The organism is Hymenobacter polaris (genome assembly GCF_012927305.1).
GTDB classification, from domain to species: domain Bacteria; phylum Bacteroidota; class Bacteroidia; order Cytophagales; family Hymenobacteraceae; genus Hymenobacter; species Hymenobacter polaris.
In genome coordinates this window covers 1362311-1374812 of the sequence record NZ_JABBGH010000001.1, presented here as the reverse complement: position 1 = coordinate 1374812, position 12502 = coordinate 1362311, and the positions used below count along the sequence as shown (strand labels likewise).

18 protein-coding genes are annotated in these 12502 nt (G+C 64.6%); 11 read left to right on the top strand and 7 right to left on the bottom strand.

Going from position 1 to position 12502, the window contains the following annotated elements:
- Positions 1 to 59: 59 nt before the first annotated feature.
- Entirely contained in the window at positions 60 to 473 is a 414-nt protein-coding gene (locus tag HHL22_RS05840; RefSeq protein WP_169530005.1) for a hypothetical protein, read from the top strand.
- Positions 474 to 634: 161 nt separating this feature from the next.
- Complete coding sequence (locus HHL22_RS05835) at positions 635 to 1570, top strand: D-2-hydroxyacid dehydrogenase (RefSeq protein WP_169530004.1); 936 nt, start codon at positions 635 to 637, stop codon at positions 1568 to 1570.
- Positions 1571 to 1626: 56 nt separating this feature from the next.
- Here the strand turns inward: HHL22_RS05835 and HHL22_RS05830 are convergent, their stop codons facing one another.
- The gene (locus HHL22_RS05830; protein ID WP_169530003.1) at positions 1627 to 2142 is read right to left on the bottom strand and encodes a hypothetical protein; all 516 of its coding nucleotides are present in this window, start codon (positions 2140 to 2142) and stop codon (positions 1627 to 1629) included.
- Between the two features lie 315 nt (positions 2143 to 2457).
- Here HHL22_RS05830 and HHL22_RS05825 point away from each other — a divergent pair, with 315 nt between their 5' ends.
- The gene (locus tag HHL22_RS05825; protein WP_169530002.1) at positions 2458 to 2817 is read left to right on the top strand and encodes a hypothetical protein; all 360 of its coding nucleotides are present in this window, start codon (positions 2458 to 2460) and stop codon (positions 2815 to 2817) included.
- A 46-nt stretch (positions 2818 to 2863) separates the two neighbouring features.
- A complete protein-coding gene (locus HHL22_RS05820; RefSeq protein WP_169530001.1) occupies positions 2864 to 3748 on the top strand; it encodes a PAS domain-containing protein in 885 nt (294 codons plus the stop codon).
- A gap of 64 nt (positions 3749 to 3812) precedes the next feature.
- On the opposite strand, the gene HHL22_RS05815 is transcribed toward HHL22_RS05820, so the two are convergent.
- Positions 3813 to 4241, bottom strand: a complete 429-nt coding sequence (locus HHL22_RS05815; protein WP_169530000.1) for a hypothetical protein — start codon at positions 4239 to 4241, stop codon at positions 3813 to 3815.
- A 110-nt stretch (positions 4242 to 4351) separates the two neighbouring features.
- Here HHL22_RS05815 and ispG point away from each other — a divergent pair, with 110 nt between their 5' ends.
- From ispG to HHL22_RS05790, 5 genes are all read left to right on the top strand, one after another.
- The gene (ispG, locus tag HHL22_RS05810) at positions 4352 to 6340 is read left to right on the top strand and encodes a (E)-4-hydroxy-3-methylbut-2-enyl-diphosphate synthase (RefSeq protein WP_169529999.1); all 1989 of its coding nucleotides are present in this window, start codon (positions 4352 to 4354) and stop codon (positions 6338 to 6340) included.
- Between the two features lie 3 nt (positions 6341 to 6343).
- Positions 6344 to 6628 (top strand): hypothetical protein, encoded by a 285-nt coding sequence (locus HHL22_RS05805; RefSeq protein WP_169529998.1) that lies wholly within the window; start codon positions 6344 to 6346, stop codon positions 6626 to 6628.
- Positions 6629 to 6663: 35 nt separating this feature from the next.
- Positions 6664 to 7383, top strand: a complete 720-nt coding sequence (locus HHL22_RS05800) for a phytanoyl-CoA dioxygenase family protein (protein ID WP_206680687.1) — start codon at positions 6664 to 6666, stop codon at positions 7381 to 7383.
- Between the two features lie 100 nt (positions 7384 to 7483).
- A complete protein-coding gene (locus HHL22_RS05795; RefSeq protein ID WP_169529997.1) occupies positions 7484 to 7660 on the top strand; it encodes a DUF6728 family protein in 177 nt (58 codons plus the stop codon).
- A 13-nt stretch (positions 7661 to 7673) separates the two neighbouring features.
- Positions 7674 to 8039, top strand: coding sequence for an MmcQ/YjbR family DNA-binding protein (locus tag HHL22_RS05790; RefSeq protein ID WP_169529996.1), 366 nt, complete (start codon positions 7674 to 7676; stop codon positions 8037 to 8039).
- A 36-nt stretch (positions 8040 to 8075) separates the two neighbouring features.
- On the opposite strand, the gene HHL22_RS05785 is transcribed toward HHL22_RS05790, so the two are convergent.
- The 5 genes from HHL22_RS05785 to HHL22_RS05765 form a co-directional block, all read right to left on the bottom strand.
- The gene (locus HHL22_RS05785) at positions 8076 to 8954 is read right to left on the bottom strand and encodes a UbiA family prenyltransferase (RefSeq protein WP_169529995.1); all 879 of its coding nucleotides are present in this window, start codon (positions 8952 to 8954) and stop codon (positions 8076 to 8078) included.
- A 10-nt stretch (positions 8955 to 8964) separates the two neighbouring features.
- Positions 8965 to 9765 (bottom strand): class I SAM-dependent methyltransferase, encoded by an 801-nt coding sequence (locus tag HHL22_RS05780; RefSeq protein WP_169529994.1) that lies wholly within the window; start codon positions 9763 to 9765, stop codon positions 8965 to 8967.
- Positions 9766 to 9962: 197 nt separating this feature from the next.
- Positions 9963 to 10724, bottom strand: coding sequence for a DUF4197 domain-containing protein (locus tag HHL22_RS05775; RefSeq protein WP_169529993.1), 762 nt, complete (start codon positions 10722 to 10724; stop codon positions 9963 to 9965).
- Positions 10725 to 11001: 277 nt separating this feature from the next.
- Complete coding sequence (locus HHL22_RS05770) at positions 11002 to 11226, bottom strand: hypothetical protein (protein WP_169529992.1); 225 nt, start codon at positions 11224 to 11226, stop codon at positions 11002 to 11004.
- A 21-nt stretch (positions 11227 to 11247) separates the two neighbouring features.
- Complete coding sequence (locus tag HHL22_RS05765) at positions 11248 to 11427, bottom strand: hypothetical protein (protein WP_169529991.1); 180 nt, start codon at positions 11425 to 11427, stop codon at positions 11248 to 11250.
- A gap of 98 nt (positions 11428 to 11525) precedes the next feature.
- Here HHL22_RS05765 and HHL22_RS05760 point away from each other — a divergent pair, with 98 nt between their 5' ends.
- Both HHL22_RS05760 and HHL22_RS05755 read left to right on the top strand, forming a co-directional pair.
- Entirely contained in the window at positions 11526 to 12194 is a 669-nt protein-coding gene (locus tag HHL22_RS05760; RefSeq protein WP_169529990.1) for a hypothetical protein, read from the top strand.
- The gene (locus HHL22_RS05755) at positions 12191 to 12487 is read left to right on the top strand and encodes a winged helix-turn-helix domain-containing protein (RefSeq protein WP_169529989.1); all 297 of its coding nucleotides are present in this window, start codon (positions 12191 to 12193) and stop codon (positions 12485 to 12487) included. The genes HHL22_RS05760 and HHL22_RS05755 overlap by 4 nt, the downstream gene beginning before the upstream one ends.
- The last annotated feature ends 15 nt before the right edge of the window (positions 12488 to 12502 follow it).

Sequence of the window (12502 nt, the reverse complement as noted above, 5' to 3'; positions counted from 1 at the left end):
GAAAGCCGGCCGCCCCTCATTGGGCGGCTGGCTGTTTTGAAAAATAAATTTCCCCACCCATGGAAAAGAAAGAAGTGCAACACCAGGTTCACCTGGAAAGCGCCATTAAGCTGCTCGGCGGCAATCTGGTAGAAGAAGCCTCCAGAGCGGGCATTGACAACAACCTGCAACGCTGGATTGAAGACCTAAAGGCCACCCACAACGCCGAGCTGCACCAGCTGGTAACCGACTTGCAGGCGCTAAAGGCCCTGCTGCACGGCGGCACCTACGATGCCGCCCAGGTAGGCCACCTGCTGCACCGCCTGGGTGCCGAAACGGCCCGCGTGGCTAGCTCCGCCGAGGGCAACACCCGCCCGCACGTAGAAAAGCTGAGCGCCGCGCTGATGGCCGCTGCCGGCCAGGTGATGGGCTCGGATACCACGCCCGAGCAAGATTTGAAGAACGATAGCCACGGCATCGACCGCCAGGACTAAACCCGGCAAGCTGGCCCTAGGGTACTTACGGTAGCCCAAGGCTCGGGCTTGGCGGCCAGCCCCAGTTGCCAACCAGCCTGCAAAAAGGGCGGTGCTACGCAAGCGCCGCCCTTTTTACGTAAGTGCGGCCTAGGGTTTTTTGCCAGTTGCTTTACGTAGCCATGCGTTTATTTATTTATTCCGATTTACCCCCGGCGGCCCGCGCCCTGCTCGTGCAGGCGCTGCCGCCGGGCGTGCAGCCCACCTTTCGCCTCGACCTGCCCGCCGACCAGCAGGCCAGCGCCCTGCGCCAAGCCGAGGTGCTGCTGGGCAACCCGCCCCCCGCCTGGCTGGCCGGGGGCGGTCCCCCGGCCCTGCGCCTGTGGCAGCTCGACTCGGCCGGCTTCGACCGCTATCAAGGAGTGCAGGTGGTTGGCCAAGTGGCGAATATGGGTGACTTTTTTGCCTGGCCCTGCGCCGAAACGATGGTAGCCGGCCTGCTGGCTCACTACCGGGCCCTGCCCGAGCTGCTGCGCCTGCAAGCCCAGCAGCGCTGGGACAGCCTGGGCGTGCGGGCCCGCACTGGCCTGCTGCGCGGCCAGCGGGTGCTGCTGCTGGGGGCTGGCGCCATTGCCCAGGCCGTGCGGCAGCAGCTCGGTGGCTTTGGCTGCCCGGTGCAGCTGCTGGCCCGCACCGACCCGGCCGCCACGCTGCACTCGCGCGCCGAGCTGCTGCAAGCCCTGCCAGCTACCGACGTGGTGGTGAACTGCCTACCGGGCAGCGCCGCTGGCTTCGTCGATGCCGAGCTGCTGGCCGCGCTGCCGCCCGGCAGCCTCTACGCCACCGTAGGGCGCGGCAACACCACCGACGAGCCGGCCCTACTGGCGGCTCTACGCACCGGCCAGCTGGCTGGGGCCGTGCTCGACGTGACGGCCCGCGAGCCGCTGCCCCCCGACCACCCCTTCTGGACGATGCCCCAGGTGCTGCTAACCCAGCACACCGGCGGCGGTCAGCTCCAGGAAGCCGAGGGCAAAGTGCGACAGCTACTACGCAACCTAGCGCACCTACAAGCCGGCGAGAAGTTGGAAAACGAGGTGCAACTCAGCCAGGGCTATTAACGCGTGTGCGTAGGCAAGCGTCTCGGCAGGCGCGCCCATATACACTTGCTATACAGTTAATTACTCTGGATTTCGCCCGGCAGGGCCAGGGGTGTGTTGGCTTCTTCGTCGGCCAGTACTTCGGCACCACTGGCCCCGTCGGGGAAGATGAGGCGGGCGGCGCGCTGGCGCAGCTCCTCAAGGCGCAGCAGGCCCTCGGCTACGGTGGGGTTGGCTTCGAGGCGCGCCAGCAGGCCGCTAGCGCGGGCCGCCTGAAAGAGCTTTTCGAGTACGAAAGGTAGAACCCAGCCGGCCACGTTGGTGAGCAGCGTGCCGCGCAGCCCTAGGCGCAGCAGCAGGCGGGCCGTCATGCGCTCGAGTAGCAAAGCCTTGGCGGCGGGCAGGGCCTTGTCGGCCAAAAAATCGGCCACCAGGCGCACGTGGCCGCTCTCTACTTCGGCCCGCAGCACTTCCTGCACCGCGTCGAGGGCGCGCAGGGCCAGGTGGCTTACCCAGCGGCCAGTTTGGCTGGCCCGGTGCCCAGTGTGGCGCACGGCCCCCAGCACTTGAGGAGGAAGCTGAAATTTTTTCATGAAAAAAGAATAGGCCAGCGCTGGGCCGACCCCGGCTGCCTTTTACGGAAGGACCGCCGCCGGGGCCGGGGCTGCCGAGGGGGCAAAACTATTTAAGTAACTAGCGGCTGTTAATCAATATATTGCGTAGTGGAGTAGGTCCTGGGTAAGCCCCGCTGGGTGCCCGCGTGCAACCTCCTCTCACCTTTAGAGGTTTAGGAAAACAATGACAGAAGCAGCGGCCGCCCGCAAACCTTGCGCGCAGCTAGGCGACTGGCCGTATTTTTGTTAGCCCACCGCCGCGCTGGCGATTCAGCCGGCTCCCGCTTTCTTTTTATGTCCGACCTGCTGTTCGACGTTAATTTGCAACAAGTGCCCGACGACTACCTGGCCGGCGCTTGGCGAATAGCCCACCGGGTACTCAACCGGGCCGACCCCGCCAGCCCGCTGGCGCAGGCCACTAACCTTGACTTGGGCAGTGGGCAACTGGTGTTGGAGGCTCCCAGCCTAACCGAAACCGGCAGCTGGGACGTGCAGCGCGATGAGCTGCTGAACCGGCCCTACCTACGCCTTAATTTCCCGAGCGAGGAGCTGCGGGCGTTGGTAACGCGCCTGCGCCGCACCGCCGATGGGGCGCGCAGCCAGCTCAACCTTTATTTCAGCTCGGGGCTGGAAATGCAGCTCGACCGACCCTAGGGGTACCGTGCTGCACCTTTTGCTATCTCTGAAAAACGTTTTTGCCGTGTCTGCCGCTTCCCCTACCTCCGCTGCGTCTGCTCAAGAAGACGAATTTAAGTTTTTAGCTGACTTTATTCCGCAGCTGGTATGGATAACCGACCCCACGGGCTTTCATACCTACTTCAACCAGCGCTGGGTGGACTACACGGGCTACACGCTGGCCGACAGCGTAGGGCCCGATATGTGGAACAACCTGCTGCACCCCGACGACCGCGCCCGCGCCCGCCAGGTGTGGGGCCATTCGCTGGCGACGGGCGAAGACTACGAGATTGAGTACCGTTTTAAATCGAAGGAGGGAGGCTACCGTTGGTTTTTGGGGCAGGCCTGCCCTAGGCGCAACGAAGCCGGCCAAATTACTACCTGGTTTGGCACCTGCACCGACATTGATGAGCAGAAGCAGGCGGCTGACAAGTTGGCCGAGCGCGAATCGGAGTTTTTGACCCTGGCCGATAACGTAGCCCAACTGTCGTGGATGGCCCGCCCCGATGGCCACATCTACTGGTACAACAAGCGGTGGTACGACTACACCGGCTCTAACCTGGAAGAGATGGAGGGCTGGGGCTGGGAGAAGGTGCACCACCCCGATTACATTAAGCCGGTGGTGGAATTTGTGACGCAGGCCTGGCCCAAGGGGCAGCCCTGGGAGCTGACTTTCCCGCTGCGCGGCACGGACGGCCAGTACCGCTGGTTTCTGACGCGGGCCGTGCCCGTGCGCGACGAGCAGGGCCAGGTAGTGCGCTGGCTGGGCACCAACACCGACGTAACGGAGATGCGCCAGCTGCAAGAGCAGCTGCAAAACTCCTACAACGACCTCGAAGCCAAGGTGACTTTCCGCAACCTGGAGCTGGAACACGAGGTGCAGAATCTGCGCAAGCAACTGGGTAAGTAGGCCCTAGCGATATAACGCAACCAAAGGCCGGCTACGCGCTGGCCTTTTTTGTGGTAGCTAGGTCCTAGGCCGATGCATAGTGGATAACGATACTGCTGCCAGCACTGCGCGGGTCGTAGCCGGCCCAGGCGCTGCCCCAAGCAAAGGTGCGCGCCCGGCCCACCTGCTGCGTGAGCCACTCGTCAAACTCCTGTGCCCACCGCCGCTCCGCCGCCTCGCTCCAATCGTCCCAGCTTTTAGGTTGCAACCCAGTGGACCAGCCAAAATGGTAGGTGCGCAGTTGCTCCTGAAAGAAGCCTAGGTTAAGGCCTGTGGAATAAGGAGTATCGCTGAACTGCAAGTGGTACCAGTGCCAGCCAGTGCTTATATCGCGGTGGGTGGGCGGCTGGCTGGCCCCTAGGGCGGCTACCTCGGCGGGGCGCAGCGCGGGGTGAATGAGGCTGCCGTTGGGCAGGCGCAGCTGGCCGCTGCGCGGGTTTAGCTGGAGATTCATGCAGGCGGCAGCCTGAGGGACGGAGTTGGTTAGCCCGCGTTGAGCTGGGCCCGAAGTTACCTTTGTGCGCAAGCGCAACCCTCGCTCCTGGCGCGTAGTTTCTAACTAGTATGAACAAGCAGTATTGCCCCAGCCTGACCGAATATAAGCGCCGCTGGGCGCGGGTGGTAAACATTGGCGGGGTGCCGCTGGGGGGCGACTACCCCATCCGAGTGCAGAGCATGACCACCGTGGACACGATGGACACCCTAGGGTCGGTGGAGCAGACCTTGCGCATGGTGGCGGCCGGCTGCGAGTACGTGCGCATCACCGCACCGAGTGTGAAAGAAGCCCAGAACCTGCTGGAAATCAAGAAGCAGCTGCGGGCGCGGGGCTGCAACGTGCCGCTGGTGGCCGACATCCACTTCACGCCCAACGCCGCCGAGCTGGCCGCCCGCATCGTGGAAAAGGTGCGCGTGAACCCCGGCAACTACGCCGATAAGAAGAAATTTGAGGAAATCGACTACACCGACGCCAGCTACGCGGCCGAGGTCGAGCGCATTCGTGAGCGGTTCCGGCCGCTGGTCAAAATTTGCAAGGAATACGGCACAGCTATGCGCATCGGCACCAACCACGGCTCGCTGAGTGACCGCATCCTGAGCCGCTACGGCGACACTCCCCTCGGAATGGTGGAGTCGGCGCTGGAGTTTTTGCGGCTGTGCGAGGAGGAAAACTACTACGACGTGGTGCTGAGCATGAAAGCCAGCAACACCCAGGTGATGGTGCAGGCCTACCGCCTGCTGGTGCAGAAGCTCGATGAGGAGGGCCTGCAGCCCTACCCGCTGCACCTAGGGGTGACGGAGGCCGGCGAGGCCGAAGACGGCCGCATCAAGAGCGCCGTGGGCATTGGCACGCTGCTCGAAGACGGCCTGGGCGACACCGTGCGCGTGAGCCTGACCGAAGCGCCTGAGCACGAGGCCCCGGTGGCCCGTATGCTCATCGACCGCTACGTAGACCGCGCCGCCCTGGCCCGGCCCATCGAGCCCCTAGGGGCCCCCGAGCCGCTCGACCCCTTCCAGTACCACCGCCGCAGCACCCACGAGGTGGCCAACTTCGGGGGCCTGAACGTGCCGCGCGTGGTGGCCGACCTCGCGCGCCTGCCCCGGCTAGAGTACGCCGACCTGCGCGCCGCTGGGCACCTGTACTCGCCGTTTCTGGATAAGTTCCAGATGTCGGACCTCGGGGCCGACTATATCTATACGGGTGAGCGGCCGGTGCCCTTTATGCTGCCCAATGGCCTGAAAGAAATCGTGAACTTCACGGCTTGGCGCGACGCGGGCCGCCAACCGTACCACTTCCCGCTGCTCACAGCCTGCACCTACATGGACGACGAGTCGCGCCACCCGCAGCTCAACTTCTTGATGCTGAGCCTGGCCGAGCTAGACGCCGACCTGTTGCGCCGGCTGCGCACCGATATGGCGGTGGTGTTGGTGCTGGCAACCCGGAACGCCCACGCCATGCCCGAGCTGCGCCGCGCCTACTTCAAGCTGCTGGAGGCGGGCGTGACGTGCCCCGTCATCAACTGCCGCTCCTACGGCGACCAGCCACTGGAGAAAACCCAGCTCGACGCTTCCACCGACATTGGGGGCCTGCTCATCGATGGCCTCGGCGACGGCATTGTGCTGGGCACCGAGCAGTACGCGCCGCGCGGCCAGGAGGCGTGGCTGGAGTTGCTGGGCCAGCTCAACCAGCTGAGCTTCGGCATCTTGCAGGCGGCCCGCACCCGCATGAGCAAGACCGAGTACATTAGCTGCCCGAGCTGCGGCCGCACGCTCTTCGACTTGCAGGAAACCACGGCCATGATTCGCCAGCGCACCGACCACCTCAAGGGCATCAAAATCGGCATCATGGGCTGCATCGTGAACGGCCCCGGCGAAATGGCCGACGCCGACTACGGCTACGTGGGCGTGGGCAAGGGCAAAATCGCTCTCTACCGCGGCCAGGAAGTCATCAAGAAAGCAGTGCCCGAAGCCAACGCCGTAGACGAGCTAATCGAGCTGATGCGCGAGGATGGGAAATGGGTGGAAAAGGAAGTGGTGGACGAGCCAGTAGGGGCCTAGGGTATGCTAGATTTTTATTTGATTGCCGACGAGCAGCCCAACAATACGCCCAGTAGCCAGCTGCGCCGCCTGGGTGGCATTGAGGAAGAGGAATTTGAGATGGCGCAGCACCTCGGTTTGATTGAAACTTACGCCGACTACTATGGCAAATTTCGGTGGTCGAGCCAGCAGGTAAGCCACAAGCTGTTTCTACTATCTAGCTGCCCTATGCGCGGCAGCACGGCCCTGCAAGACATTCTGCAACAGGCCCAGGCCGGTGGCTTAGGCTTGGCCGCCTGGGGCGACTAGCCGCGCCCGTAGCTTTGCCACCCATACCACCTACTGTGCTCACCGACTTCGCCGCCTGCGGCTTTGCCACGCTGCCGGGCCTCTATACGCCCACCGAGGTGGCCGCCATCCTAGCTTGCATTGAGGCGGCTCCGGCGGCCGGCCCCAGCTTTCGGCGCAGCCAGGACGTGTTTGCCATCCGCAACCTGCTGGGCGAGGTGCCGGGGCTGTGGCCGCTGCTGGATACGCCGGCCCTACGCACGCTGCTGGCCGAGCTGTTTCCTAGGGGCTGCCACCTTACGAAGGCCATTTATTTCGACAAGCCGGCGGGCTCTAACTGGCTGGTGGCCTGGCACCAGGACTTGATGATAAACGTGCGCGAGCGGGCCGAGCAGCCCGGCTACGGGCCCTGGACCGCCAAGGCCAGCTGGGTGGCCGTGCAGCCCCCGGCGGCCGTGCTCGAAAACACCGTGACCGTGCGCCTGCACCTCGACGACTGCGACGCTACCAACGGCGCGCTGCGGGTGGTGCCCGGCTCGCACCGCCTAGGGGTGGTGCCGGCCGAAACCATTGCCGGCCACACGGCGGCGGCCGAAGTGTGCGCCGTGCCCGCCGGCGGCGCCATGCTGATGCGCCCGCTGCTGCTGCACGCCTCGCACCGCAGCACCAGCCCCAGGCCGCGCCGGGTGGTGCACCTGGAGTTTTCGGCCGAAGTGTTGCCTGCCGGGCTGGCCTGGCGCGAGCACCTGGCGTTAATTAAAACTGAAGTGGCTTAGGCTGCCTCCAAGGCTTGGCGCCGGGCTAATTAAATGCGTCATTTGGTCAATCTTTCTGGCCTAGGTGATGTTACTTTGCCACACCCAACCTCGCCCCGATATGAACGGCAAAGACCTTTTTAATTTCGGCCCGGTATTCGGCTACTTCTTCCGCAAGAATGACCCGAGCCGCCAATCCAACTTCAACCTGCGCACCATGCACTTCATCAATAAGCTGAGCATGGCCATGTTTTTGGTAGGGTTGGGCGTGCTGCTCTACCGCTGGTTTTTACGCTAAAGCAGCGAGCGGTATGAACATCGAGGAGTTTCGCGACTTCTGCCTCGGGCTGGCCGGCGCCACCGAAGAAACCCCTTTCGGGCCCGACACGCTGGTGTTTAAGGTAGGCGGCAAGGTATTCGCCCTCACCGACTTGCAAACCTTTGCCAGCTTTAACGTGAAGTGCGACCCCGAGCGCGCCGCCGAGTTGCGCGAGCGCTACGACTACGTGCTGCCCGGCTTCCACATGAATAAAAAGCACTGGAACACCATTTTGGTGGGAGCCGGCGCCACGCTCGCCCAGCAGCGCGAGTGGCTCACGCACTCGTACCAGCTGGTGCGCGCCGCGCTGCCCAAGGCCCTGCAAGCCGAGCTGGCCGCAGCCGAAGCGCAGGCCTGAGCCTGGCCGCGCGGTAGTGGCGGGCACCCTAGGGCCCTAGCGGCCCCAAAGCAGCGTGGCTAGGAAAGCCGCGCTCAAGCACACCGACGATACCAGGTTCATGCGCATCGTCCAGGTGTGGTTGGCGTGGGTGGGGTCGGGCCAGGCCAGCCACACCCAGCGCCCGAACAGGGCCAGCACCGGCCCGGTAGCCACCGCAAAAATGAGCAGCGCCCGCAGTTCGCCGCGCAGCCAGTAGGCCAGGGCCAGCGTGGCCGCGCCCGCCAGCAGCCCTAGGGCCGCAAACACGAAAGTGCCCCGCACGCCCAGCCGCAAACTCAGGGTGCGGTCGCCGCGCCGGGCGTCTTCCTGGTGCTGGTAAATTTGGGTGAGCGGGTACGAGCCGCACAAAAATAGGCTGCTCACTAGCGATAGCAGCAGGTTGGTTTTCTCGAAGAGTGCCCCTGGGCCGGCGCCCGCGCCCGCGCCCACCTGGGCCAGCAAAAACGTGTAGGCTCCCTGAAACACCACCACCACGGCCGTGCTCCAGAGCGGGTATTTTTTGAGGCGGATGCCTTCGTAGCTGTAGGCCTTGGAAACCAGCGCGTAGCCCAGCACCAGGGCCGCGAAGCGCCAGCCCAGCAGCAGGGCCCCGGCCAGCCCCAGGGCATCAAATAAATACACCAGGCGCAGCAGCTCGGGCGTCACTTTGGGCGGCGCCTTGAGGCCCCCAATGCTGCCCTCGTCGCGGTCGTAGTACGAGTTGTAGCCGTTGGAAGCCGGGTACACCAGCAGGTGCAGCACCGCAAACGCCCCGAGCACCCTAGGCCAGTCGAGCGGCCCGCGCAAGGCGCTGATACCGAACCAGAACACCGGCATCAGAAATAGCGAAAACGGGATGCGAAGCAGCTTCAGCGCCGAGCGGTAGGCGGCCATTTCCTTCGAATTAGGGGGTAGGAGCTGTAAATCCCACAAGGTACGTGACCCTAGGGCCCCACCAGTGGCGCAGCTGCCCGGCCTGCCAGTGGTAGCGGCCGGCGGGGTCGGCGCGGTGGGCCAGGGCCAGCAGCGCGGCGGGCGGGTACATACGCAGGATGGACACCATGCCATCCCAAGCGGTGGTAAGCGGAATGAGCGGCAGCAAGTACGTGAATACCAGGCGGCTGAGTTGGAAGGGCCGGAAGAAGGGCGTGAGCAGCAGCTGGGCCAGCGGGAGCACCGTGAGGGCCAGCCCCACTTCGAGCCAGCTTTTAGCGGCGCCCTCAAATACGGCTACGCCCTGGCCGGCGGCCACCGCGTTGCGCAGCAGCGCCTCGGCCCTAGGGGGGGCAAAGTGGTGAAAGGCCGAGAAGATGACCCGCAGCCCCGGCAGCCCCGGCGGCACGGCCAGCGCATCGACGGGCGCGGCGTGGCCCCGAATGGCGCCGCCGGTGCGCCGCGCCACGTCGGTCCAGGCGGCAGGCTGGGGGTAGAGGTCGGTGAGCAGGATGCGTAGGCCGGGCGGGGCGCCGGGCTGCTGGCGCAAGGCCGCTAGCACAGTTTCGGTGCCGCCGCCGGCGCCGGCGCCCAGCTCCAGCAGCTGGCTTTGGTGGCTGTGGCGCAGAGCCTCGGCCAGCAGCGGCGCCACCGGGCGGTAGGTGCCCAGGTGCGAAATCATGAAGCGCAGGTAGTCCATCTGCCCCGCCCGCAGCACCCGCGGGAACCACGGCTGGTCTTCAAACTCGAACAGGTGCAGGCGCAGCTTCACGGCCGCAAGGTAGGCCAGGGGTAGGGCCTAGGGGCTGGATGGGAGCGTGGTAATTGGTCTGAGCAATACAGAAAGGCCGTCATGCTGAGCTTGTCGAAGCATCTCTACCGCGTAAGTAACCCTAACGCTAGGAGTTAGTGACGCGGTAGAGATGCTTCGACAAGCTCAGCATGACGGCCTTTTCTCCTGAACAGCTTTTAGTTGCCGCCAAATACCTTCTTGAGCAGCGAGGTAGTGCGGGCCACCGGGTTTTGCCGGATGTCGGCTTCCTGCTGCGCAATAAGCACAAACAGGCCATCCACGGCCTTGCTGGTGGCGTACTGCGTGAGGTCGGTTTGCACGGGCGTCACCAGCGGCAGGCGGTTGTAAGTGGTGGTCAGCGAAGTGTAGTACTTAGTGGCGCTCACCTTGTCGAGGCTCTGCTGCATGATGGGCGCGAAGGCCGTGGTGAGCTGCGAGGTAGTGGTGCGCTTGAGGTACTGCGTGGCAGCGTCCTGCTGGCCGGTGAGGATGTTCCACACGTCGGTGAAAGTCAGGCTCTTGATGGCGTTGAGAAAGATGGGCTTGGCACTTTTGGCCGCATCCTCGGCCCCGCGGTTCAGCGACAGCTCAAAGGCGTCGACCTGGCTGCCCAGGCCAATCTTGCGCAGGGTAGTGGCCACGCGCTGGGCATCGGGCGGGAAGGGGATGCGGATGAGCTTGTTCAAGTAAAACCCGTCGGTGGCCGAGGCCTGGTCCGAGCCCTTGCTGATGCCCTGCACCAGCGCCTCCTTGAGCCCGCTGGCCGCCTCGCTGCTGGTGAGGCCCCCTAGGGAGCTGGGCACCTTGCTAGTGGTGGTCGTGGTAGTGGTGCGCGAGCCCGGCAGCGTTAGTTTGCCCAGGCCGGGAATGCTGAACTGGGCGTGAGCGGGCAGGGTAGCCGCGGCGGCAAAAAGCAGGGCAAGCGAGTAGTTCTTCATGGCAAATAAGCGGCAGTAGCAGTAAAAAGGCGCGGCGCGGGCCCAAAAGTTCGGGGCCCTGCTCAACTGCTAGCCAAAGCCTGTGCCAAAAATGGCCCAAATGGTGCTCCCGTCGCTCGTCCGGCGTCGGGAAAGAAAAGCCGTTCGTCGGCCCGCGGGCGGGGTTGCCGCCGCCGATTGCGGCCGTTGGCAGATTGGCTGGCCGCTGGCCCGCTTTAGCTGGCTACTGCCAGCCGGTTGGTGTGCGCCGGTGGCCGCAGCACGTGCCACGTGGCTCCTAGGGCTGCCAGCCGCACATGGCTAGCGACATGGTGGGGTAAAGCAATCCGTAGCCCAGCCCGGTGGCCAGCGCCACCGTAGCCTCGAAGAGCAGCAGCGTGCCCAGCATGGCCCGCCGACGGCCTTGCGCTGGCCCTAGGGCCTGGCAGTGCGCAAATAGCCGGCGCATCAGCGGCCAGCGCAGCCCGGCTGAGGCCAGGGCTGGCAGAATGGCCGTGCCCACTACAGCGAAGTACCCACCCAGCTAATCTTTCAGCACCACCAGCAGCCAGCTTGCTGCGCTGAGGTATGCTAGCCGCTGCCAGTCTATGGCGAGGGTAAGCACCAGGGTTAGTGGCAGGGCCAGGGCCACGCCGCGCAGCACGGTTAGCCACAGCTGGCGGGTAGCGAGGGCGGTAGCGGCGGGGCTAGGGGAGGCGGACATAAAAATTTTCGTAAAAATTTAAAAGAGCAGCTAAAAAGCAAACGGAGTAGAGCTGCTTTCGTACTAGCTTTGCAGCACAAAGTACTTCACGCTTTCCCATGAAGCCCGTCGCCCAAGACCCGCTAAGCCAGCTCACCGAAATCCGCGCCATTATGGAGCGCAGCTCGCGCTTCATCTCGCTGAGCGGGCTGAGCGGGGTAGGGGCGGGGGTGGTGGCGCTGCTGGGCACGGTGGTGGCCCACTACTACCTGCAGCAGCAGTACGGCGCCCAGGGCTACCTGCGGCTGTTCCAGACGTCGGCGGCCGAGCGGTGGGCGGCGCTGCCCTTTCTGGGGGGACTAGCGGTGGCCATGATAGGGCTGGCGCTGCTGGTGGCGGCCTTTTTCACGCTGCGCCGCACCCGCCGCGAGGGCCTGCGCTCCATCTGGACGGCCCCGGCCCGGCGCCTGGCGGCCGCGCTGGCCGTGCCGCTGGTGGCGGGCGGCCTGTTTTGCCTGAAGCTGTTTGTGAGCGGCGCGCCCGAGCTGGTGGTGCCGGGGCTGCTGCTATTTTATGGCCTGGCTTTGCTGAATGGCAGCAAGTACACCCTCGACGAGATTAAGTACCTGGGTCTGACGCAGGTGCTGCTGGGGCTGGCGGCGCTGCTGCTGCCCGGCTACGGCCTGCTGCTGTTTGGGCTGGGCTTCGGGCTGGGGCACATCGGCTACGGCCTGCTGATGTATAACCGCTACGAGCGCCCGGCCGGGGCGAAATTTGCCGCCTCGTGAAATACGCCATCCATACCCTCAACAAAGCTTTCGACCACCGGGTGCGCCTAGGGGTGATGGCGGTGCTGCTGGCTAATGAGCAGGTGAGCTTCAACGACCTCAAGGAAAGCCTCGACCTGACCGACGGCAATCTGGCCAGCCACGTGGCCGCCCTCGAAAAAGCCGGCTACGTGCTGGTAAACAAGCAGTTCATCGGCAAGAAACCCAATACTACTTACCAAGCCACTGCCGAGGGCAAGGCCGCCTTCCAGGAGCACCTGGCGGCGCTGGAGAAGCTGCTGCGCGGTGGCTAGCTTTTCACCGCGGAA

Coding starts and splice junctions, on each gene's coding strand:
- HHL22_RS05840 (WP_169530005.1), top strand. CDS start 60: ATGGAAAAGAAAGAAGTGCAACACCAGGTTCACCTGGAAAGCGCCATT.
- HHL22_RS05835 (WP_169530004.1), top strand. CDS start 635: ATGCGTTTATTTATTTATTCCGATTTACCCCCGGCGGCCCGCGCCCTG.
- HHL22_RS05830 (WP_169530003.1), bottom strand. CDS start 2,142: ATGAAAAAATTTCAGCTTCCTCCTCAAGTGCTGGGGGCCGTGCGCCAC.
- HHL22_RS05825 (WP_169530002.1), top strand. CDS start 2,458: ATGTCCGACCTGCTGTTCGACGTTAATTTGCAACAAGTGCCCGACGAC.
- HHL22_RS05815 (WP_169530000.1), bottom strand. CDS start 4,241: ATGAATCTCCAGCTAAACCCGCGCAGCGGCCAGCTGCGCCTGCCCAAC.
- ispG (WP_169529999.1), top strand. CDS start 4,352: ATGAACAAGCAGTATTGCCCCAGCCTGACCGAATATAAGCGCCGCTGG.
- HHL22_RS05805 (WP_169529998.1), top strand. CDS start 6,344: ATGCTAGATTTTTATTTGATTGCCGACGAGCAGCCCAACAATACGCCC.
- HHL22_RS05795 (WP_169529997.1), top strand. CDS start 7,484: ATGAACGGCAAAGACCTTTTTAATTTCGGCCCGGTATTCGGCTACTTC.
- HHL22_RS05790 (WP_169529996.1), top strand. CDS start 7,674: ATGAACATCGAGGAGTTTCGCGACTTCTGCCTCGGGCTGGCCGGCGCC.
- HHL22_RS05785 (WP_169529995.1), bottom strand. CDS start 8,954: ATGGCCGCCTACCGCTCGGCGCTGAAGCTGCTTCGCATCCCGTTTTCG.
- HHL22_RS05775 (WP_169529993.1), bottom strand. CDS start 10,724: ATGAAGAACTACTCGCTTGCCCTGCTTTTTGCCGCCGCGGCTACCCTG.
- HHL22_RS05765 (WP_169529991.1), bottom strand. CDS start 11,427: ATGTCCGCCTCCCCTAGCCCCGCCGCTACCGCCCTCGCTACCCGCCAG.
- HHL22_RS05760 (WP_169529990.1), top strand. CDS start 11,526: ATGAAGCCCGTCGCCCAAGACCCGCTAAGCCAGCTCACCGAAATCCGC.